The following is a 16,224-nucleotide window of genomic DNA, read 5'->3' as shown; positions in this document are numbered from 1 at the left end:
CTGCCAAACCGATCGCGAGCAAGGTCGATCACGGCTCCCATCATGCCGCCGGGTCGAGAGAATTGGCGGCACGCGGGGCCGGCAGCAGGATTCTGTCGACAGGAGGACGGTACCGATGTCAGCCCCTCTGGATGAACTTCACCGCCAGCACGAGACAAACCCGCAGCCCAACGTGTCCCGACTCAATTCGGTCGGCCGGACCGTCCCGCAATCCGCCGGGTCGCAGCCCCACTCCCATCTGAGACGCCTCGCCGTCGTGGTCGCCGAAGGCGATCTGTTCGACGCCGCACTGGTGGCCCTCATCGAGGGGGCCGGCTACGGCGCCACCCTGGTCGAGCCTGGGCAGATTCCCTCCCTGCGCAATCCCGCCGTCCTCCTGGTCAGGTCGCCCGGCTCGCTCGCTAAGGTCCGGCGTGCGTCGATGCTGCGCAATGTGCGCGTCGTCTTCCTCGGCGACGGGATCGCCTCCCGCGACCACATCCGCATCTCACCCCGTTCGCCGGGCGCCGAATCCGCATTGCGTCAGGCCCTTGCCGCGATCGTCGGCCCGCCCGATCAGCAGTCGACCCCGCACGCGCCCGCCGACCGCGTGCGGGTGACCGAACGCGAGCGAGAGATCCTGCAGACCTACACCCTCGGCGCCACACTCCGCGAGACTTCGCAGGCACACCAGATCGCGGAGAGCACGGTCCGCGAGCACTACCGCCGCGTCGTGCGTCGTTACGAAGAAGCCGGGCGACCCATCGGCAACAAGGCCCAGCTCCTCCTCGAGTTCATGGCCGACGGTTGGGTTCGCCCCTGAGAACGTCCTGGTCAGGGACCTAGTACCCTCGACGCCGACTCGCCGGGCGCGCAGACTGGAGGTATGAGGTCAACACCGGGCCTCCGCCGCCCGCTCACCATCGCTGCCGGATACCGACGTACCTGGGCCGCTGCGCTGCTGGCTGTCGTCGAGTTGCTCGTCGCGTATCAGGCGATCGACGGTGGTCTGGCGCTCGCCGACGACCGGTGGAAGATGCCTCGGGAGTGGCTGCAACACACGCCGTTCGACAACTGGACCGGCCCCGGCCTCGTACTCATCGCAGCGATCGGCGTGCCACACGCGCTCGCGGCACTGGCCGTCGTCGTCCTGCCTGTCGACGCCCGGCTCGGCATTCTCGGGGGTCTGCTGAGCGGCGCGTCGTTGGTGGCATGGATCGGCATCCAGATCGCGCTGCTCCAGATCTTCTTCTTCCTGCAACCGGTCATCGTCGTACTCGGGATCATCGAGATCTGCCTGGCGATCCTATGGCGGCGCACGCTGTCGCGCCGCCCGGTACCGCGGCCCGACGACCCGTATCCGACTCGCCCCCTGTCCGCCGCGTCGAACCGGGACCCGGAATGAGGAGCGGCCCGATCATCGCAGGTCTGCTGGCTTCGACCGCGTGTTCCGCCGCTGCGTACTGCGCCTGGGTCCGGCCGTGGGTGATGACCTGGGGCGCAACGGACGAGGAGGTGGCCGCAGCACTCCCGGGCGACGAGTTCCTGCCCGACGCCGACGGTGTGGCCACGCGCGCGATCACGATCGACGCACCACCGGACGCGATCTACCCGTGGCTGGCCCAGATGGGACCGTCGCCGCGGGGCGGCGCTTACACCTACGACTGGATCGAGAACCTGCTCGGGCTCGACATGCACAGCACCGACCGGGTGCTCGAGGAGTTCCAGCATCCGGTCGTCGGCGAGACGATCGGTGTCGGACCCGAGGCCTCCCGCATCGAGATCGCCGACCCCGGCCGCGCATTCGTCACCCGGACCACCGACGGTGACTGGGTGTGGTCGTTCACCCTGGTCCCCGACGGCGACTCGACGCGGCTGATCAGCCGGAACCGCTTTCGGCTGCCCGGGCTGGGCAAGAAGCTGGCGATGATCCCGATGGAGCCCGGGTCGCTGATCATGGAACGCAAGATGCTCCACGGGATCAAGGAGCGGGCCGAGGCTCTCGCGCACGCCGGGTGACCTCGCAGGTCGCGCCGGGTCCACGGGACGGCGCGCCGGTCGTGGCACAGTGAGAGGGTGCTCCTGCCGACGTTGACCCCCACTGCCCCGGACGATCCCGAAGTGATCCGGATAGGTGAGGATCGACTGTCGCGGGAAGACCTGGTCGGTGCGGCCACCGCTGTCGCGGAACGGATTGCCGGTGCGCGCACCGTCGCGGTTCTGGCGCAGCCGACGGTCGAGACCGTTCTCGCGGTGGTCGGCGGTCTGATCGCCGGTGTGCCGGTGGTCCCGGTGCCGCCCGACTCCGGTCCGCGCGAATTCGCCCACATCCTGGCCGATTCCGGCGCACAGGCCTGGCTGGGACAGGGGCCGGCCGACGCCACACTGCCGGTGGTCCCGGTCCGTCGCTACGCGAAGTCGTGGCATCGGCATCCCGAACCCCACGCCGATTCGACGGCACTGATCCTCTACACCTCCGGCACCACGGGGCTCCCCAAGGGCGTGCCGATCACCCGTCAGGCCATCGCGGAGGGACTCGACGCACTCGCGGATGCCTGGCTGTGGACCGCCGATGACACACTCGCGCATGGCCTTCCGCTCTTCCACGTTCACGGGCTCATCCTCGGCGTTCTCGGGCCGCTCCGCCGAGGCGGCCGGTTGATCCACACCGAGAAGCCGACCGCGGCGGGGTATGCCGCCGCCGCCGAAGCCGGTGCGTCGATGTTCTTCGGGGTCCCGACCGTGTGGAGTCGCGTCGGCGCCGATCCCGAAGCCGCCCGAACGCTCTCCAGCGCACGCATTCTCGTGTCCGGCAGTGCCCCACTGCCGGTTCCCGTCTTCGACCGTGTCCGCGAACTCACCGGTCACGAGATCGTCGAACGTTACGGCATGACCGAAACCCTGATCACCGTCAGCACCCGGGTCGACGGCGAGCGTCGCCCGGGCTGGGTCGGACTTCCCCTCGCGGGAGTCGAGACTCGCCTTCGCGAGGGCGACGCCGACGTGCCCCACGACGGCGAATCCGTCGGCGACCTCCACGTCCGCGGACCGATGATGGCGTCGGGCTACCTCAACCGACCCGACGCGACCGCCGAATCCTGGCTCGACGACGGTTTCTTCGCCACCGGCGACGTCGCCGTCATCGACCCGGACGGCATGCACCGCATCGTCGGACGCCGGTCCACCGACCTCATCAAGTCCGGCGGCTTCCGCATCGGCGCCGGGGAGATCGAGACCGTGCTCCTCGCGCACCCGGCCGTACGTGAAACCGCGGTGATCGGCGTCCCCGACGACTATCTCGGCCAGCGCATCGTCGCGTATGTGGTGGCCGACGAGGTCGACGACACCGAGCTCATCGAGTTCGTCGCCGGCGAACTGTCGAACCACAAACGCCCCCGTGAGATCCGGTTCGTCGACTCACTCCCCCGCAACGCCATGGGCAAGGTGCAGAAGAAGCTGCTCGGCTGAGGGCTTGCGGGTCATGCCCGGCGGCCCGCACCGAGAAGCGCCCCTGGAAAGCACCCTCGGTGGCGGTGCCGGCGGTGACATAGTGTCGTCGGGCGGGCTGTGGAGGGTGGAGATCAGGGGTCGATTTCAGGGGCGGTTTCCGGCGGCGGCGCGGTTGCGGTGGTACCCCTTCCGGACCGCGGCCGCGATGTCGGCGTACGTGGCCTCCCAGTGGCTGAACACCTGCGCGTAGGTGAGTCGCATCGGTAGATAGCCCAGCGGGATGAGCTTGCGGGACCTGACGCGGTCGCTTTCGTAGTCCTCCTCGCCGGTGTGGTGGGCCCGGCTGTCGAGTTCGATCGCGAGCCGCTCACCGACGAGCAGGTCGATCCAACCCACCCCGGGCACGTGATGCTGCACCTCGACGCGTAGCCCGGCACTCCTCAGCCTCAGGCGTGCCGCAGTCTCGGTTCCCGACGCCGCTAGCCGGTTGCACCTCTCGATTGCGTTCTTGATCGCGAGTGGGGCGAGTCGGAACTCGGAACGGAGATCGTCGTGGGTCAGCTTGCCGTGATGTAGTGCGGAGTCACACAGGATGACGAAGCCCTCCTCGTCGAAGCACCGTGCGGCATACTGCAGTGCGGTCGCGACATCGTCGACGGCGGCCAGAGCCGGAGTCGGGCGGCCGTGGCGTCGGCAACGGTCGGGGGACCGACGTCGTTCGTACCGCGTCACGCGCGCATGGGACTCGACGGGATGGTCGGGAATCCACAATCCGTGGCGGAGCAGCGCACTCGCGCACGACACGACGGCGTGGTCGGCCACCGCCGCAACCACGTCGGGGTCGGCATCGGGAACCCGAAACCATCCGTGCCGAATCCGTTGGATCGCACCGGTTTCGACGGCGCGTCGAATATCCGGCGTGGTCTCTCCGGATTCGAGCAGCTGGCGGGTCGACACCACACCCCCGAAGCGCTCGATGAGCTGGTCGTAGTCCATCGGTTCAGTGTCAGGTGCTGGGGACTCGATCGAGCGTGGCGTCCCGGGGGCTGTGGATAACTCCGCTGGAAACCGCCCCTGGAATAGGGCTTCCACAACCGACTCGATGACACTATGTCGCCGGCGGCGCTACGGAGGGCGCATTCCGGGGGCGGATCTCAGGGGCGCATTTCAGGGCGGATCTCAGAGAGCCCGGTGATCAGTTGGCCCAACCCCGCTCACCCATCCAGCCCGTGATGATGCCGACCGCCTCCTTGAGGTGCGGGATCTGTTCGCGCCCCGAATAGTAGTGCGTCGCACCGGTAATGGTGTGCAGCGTCTTGTCGGGGTGTCCGACTGCGTCGAACAGTCGGTGGGTGTGACTGGGCGTGCACGCGTTGTCGGCCGAGTTGCCGATGACGAGGGTCGGGACCTCGAGATCGGCGGCGCAGCGCGGACCGTCGCCGTGGGCGTCGTCATAACTCCACTGCGACAACCAGCTTCGCAGCGTCGTGAAGCGCGCCAGGCCGACCGGACCCATGTTGACGATGCGCGGATCACCCAGGTAGCAGCCCAGTTTGCGGTCGCTCGGGTCGACGGACAGGTCCAGCCACCGGGGGTCGGCCATGGTGCCGTGGACGATGAAACCGCGTTCCATCAGCGGCTCGCCACGGCCGCGAAGGTCGGCGAGTTGTTCCTTCACCCACGCGGTGATCCGGCGGTTGCGGTCGATCTGCGCTGCTCGGTACCGCTCCAGGAACTCCGCGGTGTACGGCGGCTGGTTCGGGTTGGCCGGGTTGTAGAGATCGAGCTCGGGATCGCGCTTCTCCGGGTCGGTTTCGTCGAGGATCGAGGGGTCCATCCACTCGGTCAGCGTCCCGTGCCGCGACACGTGGGCGGCGAGGAGCATCATGCCGTCCGCGGCCGGGAGGTCGAGCCGGGTGAGGTCTGGCGGTTCGCCCGCCGGGGTCTCGGTGACCGTCGCATGCTGGGCCTGCTGCTGGTAGTACAGCGACAGCGCACCGCCACCACTCCAGCCGGCCAGGATCACCTTCTCGTAGCCGAGGCGCTCCTTGGCGTCCTTCACGCAGGCGCCGAGATCCTGGACGACCTTCTCCATGATCAGCGCACTGTCGACGCCGCGATACCGGCTGTTGCAGTAGATGACGTGATGCCCGGCGCGGGCCAGCGCGTTGGTCATCGGCAGGTAGGCACCACCGCCGATCGGGTGCATGAAGATGATGACGTTCTTCGACGCCACGCCGACCGGCTTGAGGAGGTAGCTCTCCAGGACGACGCTCTCGGTGACACCGCCATAGGTGTCCTTGTACGCCGACGTGTCGTCGAAGACGACGAGGTAGGGAATGCGCTCGTATTCGTGGCGCGGCAACGTGTTCGGCGACGTCATACCTGTGCCTCTTCCTGGACCTCGGCCTGCGCCGACTCGGTCATGACGGGGGTCGCGATGAGACGACGACGCGTGTCGATCGCGATGACCTTCCACTCCACGCGGTCGAACTCGTCGAACTTGCGGCGCGACCGCTCGCGGGCGCGTTCGGGGATGCCGTGGTGGATGCCCTGCGGCGCATGCGAGATGAATCCCGGCGGCATTCCGGCGCCGAACAGGCTGCCGCCGTGGAAGAACGCGATCTCGTCGAAATCGGTGTTGCGGTGATACCAGGGCAGGCGCTCGGCACCCTTGCGGGCCTCGGCCGGGCGTGGCAGGAAGTTCATCACATACACCCCGGTGGCCTGCATGAACAGGTGAACGGTCGGCGGGAGGTGCACCGACTCTGAGGTGATGACGTCGTAGTCCTCGAGGTTGAAGGTGAACGGGAAGAGATCCCCGCGCCAACCCTCGACGTCGAGCGGGTGGAAGGGATAGAACAGCGTCGTCTGTCCCTCGCGCTGACGGAAGCGGACCTCGTACTCGTCGCGTCCGTCGCCCTCGAAGACCTCGGCTTCCGGGACGCCGACCAGTGACGAATCGAACGGGAAGAACCGTCCGAGGACGCCCGGTTCCGGCACCCGGTACTCGTCGACCGCCTCGATGATCAGCAGCAGGGACTGGTCGTCGGGGATCTGCCGATACGTGCACCCCTTGGGGATGTAGATGTAGTCGCCCGGCCGGTAGGGCAGCCGACCGAACTCGGTCTCGAAGTAACCGCTGCCCTCATGGACGAAGATCAGCTCGTCGCCGTCGACCGGGCGGAACCAGAACGGCGCGGCCTGGCCTCGACGACTCAGCGAGATGCGGCAGTCGTCGTTGTAGAACATCAGCAGCGGCTCACCCGACGGGTCGATCTGGTCGGTCGGGGTCAGCTCGGTGACGAACCGGTCGACGCCGGTGTGCGTCCCGACCGCGCGGAACTGCGTCGGATCGTTGCGGCGGTAGAGGTGCGCAGTGCGTCCGGTGAACCCGTAACGACCGAGCTCGTCGTCTTTGAGGCCCTCGAGGTCGCGGTGGACCTGTCGCGGTGTGCGACCTTTCCGGTGCTGGATGAACGATTCCACTGGCTGACTCCTGTGTGAGTATCGGGAGAGCGACGGGCAGGCGCGATCACCTGCACGGGAACACTCCCCGACGGTTCCCGTGCAGCTTTTCTGATGCTAGATTCAGGTTCAGAATATGACAAGGACCACACCGTTCATCCGGACCTTCTCCGACCAACGTGAATGCGTGGTTCGATGAACTGATCAGTCCCCGGAAGGAGTACTCGGTGCCGCCGACGAACAAGGGACGTCAGACCGAGGCCGCGTTTCTCGACGCGGCGCGGCGTTGCTTCGCCGACAAGGGCTATCTGAACACCAAGATCTCCGACATCGCGGAGGCCGCGGGACGCTCCACCGGCTCGTTCTACAACTACTACGACAACAAGGATCAGCTCCTCGAGGCACTGCTGGATCAGTTCAGCGACGAGGTGGTCGAGGGTTCCCTAGCGACACGACACAGCGATCCCGAAGCCGGCGTGCGTGCCGCGGTCACCGCCTATTGGACGACCTACAAGAAATACCTGCCCGAGATCATCGGCCTGTTCCAGATGTCCATGCTCGACGACGAGTTCCGGGATCGCTGGCACGCCAACCGGGCGTCGGGGATCAAACAGGTGCTGGCGGGTCTGCACAGCGCGGAACGCGCCGGATACGACGTCGGCCTCCCCCTCGAGCCACTCGCGTCGGCATTGGTGAACACGCTCGAGTCCTCCTGCTGGTCCTGGCTCGCCGTCCGCGGAGGCGTGGTCGGGTCGATCCCCGATGACGACACCGCGATCGACATCCTCACCACCATCTGGTTCCGTACGGTCTACCGGTCCGCTCCGCGCATCCGACGCTGATCGCGGACAGGTTCTGGCCCTTGCGCCACGTCGGCGACGGTTGTGATGCTGGGACGCATGACGATCGACGTCCGGCCCGCGACGGTCTTCGCCGACATGGCGACGATCCTCGGCCCCAAGAAGCCGACCTCCAACGTGTGCTGGTGTCTCAGCTACCGCATTCCGAGCAAGGAGAATCAGGCGCTGGTCCGCCAACAGCGCGGCGAGTACGTGAAGGAACTGTGCGACAGCGGCATTCCACTCGGCGTCCTCGCCTACGAGTCGACGGACGACGGCGAGGACGTGGTCGGCTGGGCGGCGGTCTCACCGCGAGCGGACACGACCTTTGCGACCAGCCGCACGATCCCGCACGTCGACGACCTCCCGGTGTGGTCGGTCTGGTGCATCCGCGTCCGACCGGGCCACCGCAAGCGGGGGATCGCACATGCGCTCCTCGACGGCGCGGTCGAGTTCGCCCGGTCGAACGGGGCGCCGGCCATCGAGGGGTATCCCGTCGACAACCACGGCGAGAAGGTCGATCTCACCATGGCGTACGTCGGCACCCGGGGACTGTTCGACAGGGCAGGCTTCACCAAGGCCGCCGACACCGGCTCGGTACTGAACGGATTCCCACGCGTGCTGATGCGGAAGTCGTTGGGGTGAGGGTGTCCAGCTCGCCGTCCGGCACGTGAATCCACCCCTCGCGCAACGCAACCGGCCGATCGTCCGGGGAGGGCAGCGTCGTGGAGCCCAACTCCGCAGCGCGGGCGATCAACGCGGTGATGACGGCGTCGAATGCGTCGTCGTCGCTCCGCATCTGACCGATTCGCTCGCCGAGCTCCAGCCACGGTGCTGCAGTCCGGAGTGCATCGACGAGTTCGGTCAGCACGGTTCGATCGGCTGCGCGCTTGTAACCACGAGAGGTCAGTCCCCAGCGTTTGAGTGCGCCGGCGGGATACGCCTCGACGGCCCAGCCCTCGACACGATCCTCGACGCCCAGGTCGGCGAGGAGTCCCGCGCAGCGGAAGGCGACGTGGGCGATCTGATCTGCCGACACACTCAGAGGTCGGCCGAGGCCGGATTCGGCGATCCACCGGTCGGTACGACGCAGCGCGAGCGGGCGTCGATTGGCGATGTCGTCGAGTTTGCGGCCGGGAACCAAACCGCCGCGGTGATGTGCGACAACGAATTCCACGAAGTCATCGGGCCAGCCGAACGGCGAGTCGATCCCGATGCGCGTGGCGCCGTCGACGAGGCGTCGGATCTCGGCGTCATCGGCTCCGACGACCAGGTCCACCAGCTCGGTCCGGTCGTCGAACCAGTCGAGGACCGCGACCGCGGTCTTGGCCGGCGATGCGGACAGGTCGACACCGACCGTCCGCATCGCCGCGGTCATGCTCAGATGTTGCCGTCGAGGAACTCGGCGTAGGCGGGCAGATCGAGCTGGCCGTGACCGGACAGGCCGATGACCACGACCTCTTCCTTGTCACTGTCGGCGACGTGGGCCGCACAGGCCGCGATCGCGTGGGTGGACTCCGGGGCCGGGACAATGCCCTGCGCCCGGGCGAACTGCACGCCCGCGGCGAACGCGTCGTGCTGTGTGATAGCGACGCCCTCGACCAGTCCGAGCTCGACGGTGTGGCTCAGCGCCGGCGCCATGCCGTGGTAGCGCAGGCCACCGGCGTGGATCGGGTCCGGGACGAAATCCATTCCGAGCGTATGCATCTTGAGCAGCGGGGTGAGACCGGCGACGTCGCCGTGGTCGTAGCGGTACTCGCCCTGCGTGATCGACGGGCACGCGGCCGGCTCGGCGGCGACCACGCGCGGGTTCGACCGTCCGTGCAGCTTCTCCCGCAGGAACGGGAACGAGAGTCCGGCGAGATTCGAACCGCCTCCGGCACAACCGAAGACGACATCCGCACCGCCGGCTTCGACGGCGTTCAGCTGCTCGACAGCCTCTTGACCGATGACGCTCTGATGCAGCACGACGTGGTTGAGCACGCTACCCAGGGCGTAGCGGGTGTCGGCGTTCGCAGCGGCCACCTCGACCGCCTCGCTGACGGCCATGCCGAGGCTTCCGCTGGTGTTCGGGTCCTTGGCGAGCATCGCCCGGCCCGACTCGGTCAGGTCCGAGGGGCTCGGGTGGATCGTGCCGCCGTAGGTGCGGATCAGGAAGCCGCGGTACGGCTTCGAGCTGTACGAGGCGCGGACCTGCCAGACCTCGACGTCGATGCCGAACTGCGCGCCGGCGAAGGCGAGTGCGCTGCCCCACTGGCCGGCGCCGGTCTCGGTCGTCAGCTTGGTGACGCCGTCGAGGCTGTTGTAGTAAGCCTGTGCGACAGCGGAATTGGTCTTGTGGCTGCCGACCGGGCTGACGCCCTCGTACTTGACGTAGATGCGCGCCTTGGTGTTGAGCGCCTCCTCGAAGCGGCGGGCGCGGATCAGCGGCGAGGGACGCCACATCTTGTAGATCTCGCGGACGGGCTCGGGGATCTCGATGTAGGTCTCGCTGGAGACCTCCTGCGCGATGAGCCCGGCGGGGAACAGTGCGGCGAGGTCCTCGGGGCCCACCGGCTCCTTGGTGCCGGGGTGCAGGTGCGGGGGAATCGGTGTCTCGAGCTCGGCGGCGAGGTTGTACCAGTGCGTCGGCACACCGACCGTCACCAGATCGGGATTGGTGGCGTCTACTTGCGTCGTCATGGGTTGACACTCTAGTGCGCGAGGTCGGCGGCGTACCCCGCCCGCGGCATTATCAGGTCACGATTTGGGGCGCCGGTATTCCTGACGGGGTCGGCCGGTGGTTCCGTACTGCAGCGACATCCGCAGGCGGCCCGCGGCGACGAGATTGGCCAGGTGTCGCCGGGCAGTCGGAGCGGCGATCCCGACCTCGCGTGACACGTCGTCGGCGAACAGTGCGGTGCCGGGGTCGACGAAGAGGTCGAGGATGCGCTGCTCGGTCGGCGACCCGGATTCCGACCGTTCCGCCGCGCGGGTGCCGAAGCGCAGCGCGGACAGCGCGGCGTCGACCGCGTGCTGGTCGACGTTCTCGCCGCTGAGGACGCGACGGTACTGCGCGTAGCCGGCGAGGCGGCGGGCGAGGTCGGCGTCGTCGAAGGGTTTGATCAGGTAGGCCAGCGCACCGGCGCGCATCGCGGTGCGGACAGCGCTCGCGTCGTTCTCGGCGCCGACGATGAAGCAGTCACAGTCGAGTTCGGCGACCAGGTCGATGCCGGAACCGTCGGGGAGGTAGACGTCGAGGAGTGCGAGGTCGATGTCGGGATGATCGACGAGGGCTCGTCGTGCTTCGGCCACGCTGCCGACCCGCGCACGGACGCTGAAGCCGCGCACAGCGTCGACGATCGTCGAATGCAGTGCGGCGACCCGGAAGTCGTCGTCGACGATCAGGACGCCCAGATCCCCTGTCATCACCTTTGCACTTCCTCGTCGGGCTCGGGCGCGATGATGCCCGGGAGCCGGGCGACGAACAGTGCGCCAGGCGGATCATGCTCCGGTGCCGGGGACCGTTCGCCGCCGGGGTCCGCGACCCACAGGTCTCCCCCGATCCGGCGTGCGACCTGCCGCGCGAGGGACAGGCCCATCCCCCGACCACCGGGCACGTGGTCGCCGGGTTTGGTGGTCGCTCCCTCGGCGAAGACCTCGTCGGGATCGTCGAAGGAGATTCCCGGACCGGAATCGCCGACCGATACGAACAGGGTGTCGCCGTCGGCGATCAGCTCGACCTCGACGATCCCGTCAGCCTGCCCGCTTACTGCCTCAAGTGCATTGTCGATGAGGTTGCCGACGACGGTGGTGGCGACGACGGGTTCGGTGAGTGTGCCCTGCAGCCAGGTCTGGTCGCCGAGGCGGAGCGTGACGCGACGCTCCCGCGCGTGGGCGGCTTTCGCGTCGAGGAAGGCGTGGAGGTGGGGTTCGCGGACGTTGCCCAGTCCGGCGAGCAGCGCGCCGCCGGGGCCGCTCCCGAACAGCTCTTCGAGGTAGTCGAGCGCTTCGTCGGCATGGCCGTGGCGTAGGAGGCCGGCAAGGACATGCATTCGGTTGGCGGTCTCGTGACGCTGAGCGCGGAGGGCGGCGCCCATCGACCGGATGGAGTCGACCTCGCGACTGAGCGCTTCGACGTCGGTGCGGTCGATGACCGAGAGGACCATGCCGAGGTCGCGACCGTCGGCGTGCACCCGATGGGAGCTGACCAGGACGACGCGGTCGCCGACGGTGGCGGCGAGCGGCTCGTCGGTGGGCGTGGCCAGAACGGCCGCGATGCGGGGGGTGAGTCCGAGGTCGGCGGCCTTCGTCCCCGCCGGAGCGTCGATGTCGAGAAGCGCGCGGGCCTTGTCGTTGACGACCCGGACGATGCCGTCGGCGTCGACGGCCAGCACTCCGTCGGCCATCGCGTGCAGTACCGCGCCCTGTTCACGAACGAGTTCGGCGAGTTCGTCGGACTCGAGGCCGAGGGTGAGCTTGCGCCAGCGCCGGGCCAGCATGACCGATCCGAGTGCGCCGATGCCCAGTGCGGTCAGCGCGAGGAGCGTCGTGGCGATGATGTCGCTGCGCGTTTCCTTCGCGAGCCGTTCCGTCGAGACGCCGACGCTGACGAAGCCGACGATGCGACCGCCGGGGTCGAAGATCGGGACCTTCGCCCGGACGGACTCGCCGAGGGTGCCCCGGTCGGTCGCGACGTCGTCGGAGCCGGCCAGCGCCTTCGACGGGTCGGTCGACACCGGTTTCGCCAGTTCCGCGACCTCAGGGTGGGCGAGTCGGATGCCCTGGTCGTTGCCGATGACGACGAACAATGCGCCGGTCCGTTCCCGAACCGCGGCCGCCTGGCGTTGCAGCGGGCCGTCGACGAGCTCGTCCGCTTCCACGGCTCGACCCTGTTGAGCCGCCACCGCCACACGGACCCCGGTGTCGGCGGCCACCGAACGAGCTATCGCCAGGGCTCGCTGGGCGTACTCGTCGCGGACACGATCGTCGGCCCCGGCGATGACGAGACCGAACCCGACCGCGAGGCTGACCGCGAGGACAGCGAGCTGCAGCAGCAGCACCTGCGTCCGTAAACGCATGACGTCAGCCTAATGGCGGCGCTGAATGCAGCGCCGCCACCGACATCGATTCGCTCAGAACGGGATGGCTCCGACGAGCACACCCGCACCGAGCATGACCAGGGAGACCACCGTCGCCCGCCACAGGACCTTCTTGTGATGGTCGGCGAGGGTGACGCCGGCCAGCGCGACGAGCAGCAGGATCGCCGGGACCAGCGGACTCTGCATGTGGACCGTCTGACCGGTGATGGACGCGCGAGCCATCTCGGTGGGGTCGATGCCGTAGCGCGTCGCGGTCTCGGACAGGACGGGCAGCACGCCGTAGTAGAAGGCGTCGTTGCTCATCAGGAAGGTGAACGGGATCGACAGGACGCCGATGACGACGGCCATGTGCGGACCCATCCAGTCGGGGATGCCGTCGGCGAGCCAGTGGGCGATGGCATCGACCATGCCGGTGCCGTTGAAGACGCCGGTCAGCACCGCGGCGGCGAGCACCATGGCGACCACCGACACGATGCTCGAGCTGTGCCGGGTGATGGCCGCCTGCTGCTGCTTGACGTGCGGGAAGTTGACGGCGAGGGCGATGCCGGCGAAGACCATGAACAGCACGGGGATGGCGAGGATGTCGGCGCCGAGGATCGCCAGCAGGGCGACGGTGAGGCCGGCGTTGAGCCACAAGAGCTTGGGCCGGAGCGTTTCCCGGTTCGGGTCGAGGACGCCGGAGAACGACTGGTCACGACCCGGGGTCTCGTCGGCTTCGGAACCCGTTGCCGTCGAATCGATTTCCGACGATCCGCCGGTGCTGCGTCGGGGCGGGGTCGACGGAAGGGTCGTGCCGGTGCCGGCGGCGACCAGGACCTCTTCACGCGGAGCCAGCAGCGACTCCTTCATCTTGAGGGTGCCGATGCGGCGACGTTCGAGGACTCCCAGGTGGTAGGCGAAGAGGAGTACGACGACCAGCGCGGCGCCGAGCGCAGGGATCATCGGGACGAAGACGTCGTTGGTGTCGATGTTGAGCGCACTCGCGGCGCGGGCGGTGGGACCACCCCACGGGAGGATGTTCATGGTGCCGTTGGCGAGACCGGCGACGACGGTCAGGACCACCGGGCTGACACCGAGTTTCACGTACAGCGGCAGCAGCGCTGCGGTGGTGATGATGAAGGTCGTCGACCCGTCACCGTCGAGCGAGACGACCATCGCCAGAACCGCGGTGCCGACGACGAGCCGGGCCGGGTCGTCGTGCACCGCGCGGATGACGAGGCGGACCACCGGGTCGAAGAGCCCGACATCGATCATGATCCCGAAGAAGATGATCGCGAAGAACAGCATCGCCGCGGTGGGTGCGAGGTCCTTGATGCCGTCGGTGATCATGTCGCTGATGTCGAGGCCGGCTCCCGCGAACAGGCCGAACGCAACCGGGACGAGGATCAGCGCCACCACGGGCGTGGCCCGTTTGGTGATGATCAGGACCATGAAGGTGGCCACCATTCCGAGGCCGAGTGCTACCAACATTGTCTAGCTCGATTCTGATGTTGATGTGAGGACGACCACATTTCGGTGGCCACATCAGAAGTGTTGGGGCAGACGTCGACACAGTCACGCTTGAGCGCATAAGTATCGTTTCGCGCGTTTTGCTCACCTCCGCGATCGGTAGAAAGCGTGGGGACATGGCGCGCATGTTCTCTACGAGATTCCTAATCGGGGAGCATCGGTGCGTCGTCGCCGTGATGACGGCCGATGAGTACGGCCCGGGTGACGGAGTCCCGGCCGAAGCGATCCCGCAACAAGTCCATCGTGGCGTCGAGCTGTTCGGCATGATCAGTGTCGAAGGGCAGCGTCAGCTGGATGTTGTCGTGGTCGTCGAGATTGGTCAGCGACAACCCGACGAGGGTGCAGCCGCGCTCCCGGATGATCGGCATCGCGTCGGCGAGGAGGCCGCGAGCCGACGCCATGATGAGGTCGGTGCGGTCCGTGGCCTCGACCAGGGTGCGCGACCTGGTCGCGCGGGTGAAGTCGTCGAAGCGGAGCCGGAGAATGACTGTGCGACAGACCCTTTCGGCGGACCTGAGTCGCCTGCCGAGACGTTCGACGATCGCCGTGATGGTCGCCTCGAGGTCGGCTTCGGACTTCGGGCGGCGACCCAGCGCACGCTGTGAACCGATCGACGAACGGCGCTTTCCGGTTTCGACGCGACGCGGGTCCTGCGCCAACGAGAGCGCGAAGAGGTGGCGACCTGCTCCTGATCCGACGATCGCACTCAGTGACCGCTCACCCATCTCGGCGAGTTGACCCACCGTCTCGACCCCGGCGTCGTGCAGCTTGGCCTCGGTCACCGGCCCGACGCCCCACAACCGACGCACCGGAAGAGGATGGAGGAAGGCGAGTTCGGTGCCGGGCGCGACGATCAGCAGACCGTCGGGCTTGCCGACGGCGCTGGCCACCTTGGCCAGGAACTTGCTGCGCGCGCCGCCCACGGTGATCGGCAACCCGACCTCGTCCCGTACGCGTTCGCGGATCGTCGTGGCGATGTCGTGCGGGGTGCCGCTGATCCGGCCCAAACCGCCGACGTCGAGGAACGCCTCGTCGACCGAGATTCCCTCGACGACCGGAGTGGTGTCGTGGAAGATGTCGAAGACCTCGCGGCTGGCCTCCATGTAGGCATCGAACCGGGGACGCACCACCACGGCGTCCGGACAGAGGGCGCGCGCCTCGTGCCCGGGCATCGGCGACCGCACCCCCTTGGCCTTGGCCTCGTAGCTCGCGGCCAGCACGACTCCCCCGCCGACCAGCACCGGACGTCCGCGCAAGGACGGATCGTCGCGCTGTTCGACCGATGCGTAGAAGGAGTCGAGATCGGCATGCAGGATCGTCGCCTCCTGGCGCTCCCGGCGCTCGATCCGCATAGAACATATGTTCGCATACGGGTCCGACAACTCCTCCCTGCGGCGATGACACTCAGCCTGGCCACCTCAGGTCGGTTCGGACTCGTCGATCTCGTCGAGCACGCAGTCGCGGATCGCTTTCAGATCCATCTCGTACCTCACTCCGCCGGCGTTCTCGTACTCGACGAGTCGCGTGGCGGCCCGATCGTGGAGGCGTCGGGCACCGACAGCATTTCCGCGTCGATGATGCGTCAGCGCCACGCAGAGCTGGGCAAGCCCCTGCCACAGGGGACGTTCCTCGACCGGACAGGACTTCCATCGCGTCTCGAACACCTCGTGCGCGGAGAACGGCCGGCCGTCCTCGAGCAGCCGCCGCGCGAATGCGATCGTCTCGTGCGGTGGCAACGGCTCCTCGGGCACCGGCTCGACGCCCGCCGCACCGTACGGCAGCGGGCGACCCAGTTCGTCACGCGGCCGAGCCTGTCGGGCGCGACCGCCGGGATCCCGATCTCGGTCTTTTCCCATGGCCACATCTCCATCGCGTCGATCTCCGATTCGTGCTGTCCT

General features: G+C 67.8%; 16 protein-coding genes. 6 read left to right on the top strand and 10 right to left on the bottom strand.

Features of this window, described 5'->3' with window-relative positions:
* Window positions 1-115 precede the first annotated feature (115 nt).
* The 4 genes from BJF87_RS11150 (at window position 116) to BJF87_RS11135 (ending at window position 3,447) form a co-directional block, all read left to right on the top strand.
* Window positions 116-802, top strand: coding sequence for a hypothetical protein (locus BJF87_RS11150; RefSeq protein ID WP_006361074.1), 687 nt, complete (start codon window positions 116-118; stop codon window positions 800-802).
* A 63-nt stretch (window positions 803-865) separates the two neighbouring features.
* Window positions 866-1,384: a hypothetical protein gene (locus BJF87_RS11145; protein WP_006361075.1), complete on the top strand. Its 519-nt coding sequence runs from the start codon at window positions 866-868 to the stop codon at window positions 1,382-1,384.
* Window positions 1,381-1,998 carry an SRPBCC family protein gene (locus BJF87_RS11140; RefSeq protein ID WP_006361076.1) on the top strand — a complete coding sequence of 206 codons (618 nt, stop codon included), beginning with the start codon at window positions 1,381-1,383 and terminating at the stop codon, window positions 1,996-1,998. The genes BJF87_RS11145 and BJF87_RS11140 overlap by 4 nt, the downstream gene beginning before the upstream one ends.
* A gap of 57 nt (window positions 1,999-2,055) precedes the next feature.
* Window positions 2,056-3,447 carry an acyl-CoA synthetase gene (locus tag BJF87_RS11135; RefSeq protein ID WP_035753971.1) on the top strand — a complete coding sequence of 464 codons (1,392 nt, stop codon included), beginning with the start codon at window positions 2,056-2,058 and terminating at the stop codon, window positions 3,445-3,447.
* A gap of 126 nt (window positions 3,448-3,573) precedes the next feature.
* Here the strand turns inward: BJF87_RS11135 and BJF87_RS11130 are convergent, their stop codons facing one another.
* The 3 genes from BJF87_RS11130 to BJF87_RS11120 all read right to left on the bottom strand — a co-directional run bounded on the left by BJF87_RS11130 (window position 3,574) and on the right by BJF87_RS11120 (window position 6,918).
* Window positions 3,574-4,425, bottom strand: coding sequence for a type IV toxin-antitoxin system AbiEi family antitoxin domain-containing protein (locus BJF87_RS11130; protein WP_075863122.1), 852 nt, complete (start codon window positions 4,423-4,425; stop codon window positions 3,574-3,576).
* Window positions 4,426-4,624: 199 nt separating this feature from the next.
* Window positions 4,625-5,812 (bottom strand): alpha/beta fold hydrolase, encoded by a 1,188-nt coding sequence (locus BJF87_RS11125; protein ID WP_075863121.1) that lies wholly within the window; start codon window positions 5,810-5,812, stop codon window positions 4,625-4,627.
* Entirely contained in the window at window positions 5,809-6,918 is a 1,110-nt protein-coding gene (locus BJF87_RS11120; RefSeq protein ID WP_075863120.1) for a homogentisate 1,2-dioxygenase, read from the bottom strand. Before BJF87_RS11120 ends, BJF87_RS11125 begins: the two co-directional genes overlap by 4 nt.
* Window positions 6,919-7,124: 206 nt before the next feature.
* On the opposite strand from BJF87_RS11120, the gene BJF87_RS11115 reads away from it, so the two are divergent.
* Window positions 7,125-7,739, top strand: coding sequence for a TetR/AcrR family transcriptional regulator (locus tag BJF87_RS11115; RefSeq protein ID WP_006361081.1), 615 nt, complete (start codon window positions 7,125-7,127; stop codon window positions 7,737-7,739).
* A gap of 57 nt (window positions 7,740-7,796) precedes the next feature.
* On the top strand, window positions 7,797-8,381 hold the full coding sequence (locus BJF87_RS11110; protein ID WP_075863127.1) for a GNAT family N-acetyltransferase: 585 nt from the start codon (window positions 7,797-7,799) through the stop codon (window positions 8,379-8,381).
* Here the strand turns inward: BJF87_RS11110 and BJF87_RS11105 are convergent.
* From BJF87_RS11105 to BJF87_RS11075, 7 genes are all read right to left on the bottom strand, one after another.
* Window positions 8,308-9,114, bottom strand: a complete 807-nt coding sequence (locus tag BJF87_RS11105; protein WP_006361083.1) for a DUF429 domain-containing protein — start codon at window positions 9,112-9,114, stop codon at window positions 8,308-8,310. The two genes, BJF87_RS11110 and BJF87_RS11105, sit on opposite strands and share 74 nt — an antisense overlap.
* 2 nt (window positions 9,115-9,116) lie before the next feature.
* Window positions 9,117-10,418, bottom strand: coding sequence for a TrpB-like pyridoxal phosphate-dependent enzyme (locus BJF87_RS11100; RefSeq protein WP_006361084.1), 1,302 nt, complete (start codon window positions 10,416-10,418; stop codon window positions 9,117-9,119).
* Between the two features lie 57 nt (window positions 10,419-10,475).
* On the bottom strand, window positions 10,476-11,144 hold the full coding sequence (locus BJF87_RS11095) for a response regulator (protein WP_006361085.1): 669 nt from the start codon (window positions 11,142-11,144) through the stop codon (window positions 10,476-10,478).
* Window positions 11,144-12,796 (bottom strand): sensor histidine kinase, encoded by a 1,653-nt coding sequence (locus BJF87_RS11090; RefSeq protein WP_075863119.1) that lies wholly within the window; start codon window positions 12,794-12,796, stop codon window positions 11,144-11,146. Before BJF87_RS11090 ends, BJF87_RS11095 begins: the two co-directional genes overlap by 1 nt.
* Before the next feature lie 54 nt (window positions 12,797-12,850).
* Complete coding sequence (locus BJF87_RS11085) at window positions 12,851-14,287, bottom strand: CitMHS family transporter (RefSeq protein ID WP_075863118.1); 1,437 nt, start codon at window positions 14,285-14,287, stop codon at window positions 12,851-12,853.
* Between the two features lie 182 nt (window positions 14,288-14,469).
* A complete protein-coding gene (gene dinB / locus BJF87_RS11080; RefSeq protein WP_075863117.1) occupies window positions 14,470-15,678 on the bottom strand; it encodes a DNA polymerase IV in 1,209 nt (402 codons plus the stop codon).
* A 66-nt stretch (window positions 15,679-15,744) separates the two neighbouring features.
* A complete protein-coding gene (locus BJF87_RS11075) occupies window positions 15,745-16,182 on the bottom strand; it encodes a DUF309 domain-containing protein (RefSeq protein ID WP_075863116.1) in 438 nt (145 codons plus the stop codon).
* Window positions 16,183-16,224 lie beyond the last annotated feature (42 nt).

Source organism: Gordonia sp. CNJ-863, from assembly GCF_001942325.1.
Lineage (GTDB): Bacteria > Actinomycetota > Actinomycetes > Mycobacteriales > Mycobacteriaceae > Gordonia > Gordonia alkanivorans.
This window is presented reverse-complemented; position numbering and strand designations above follow the sequence as displayed.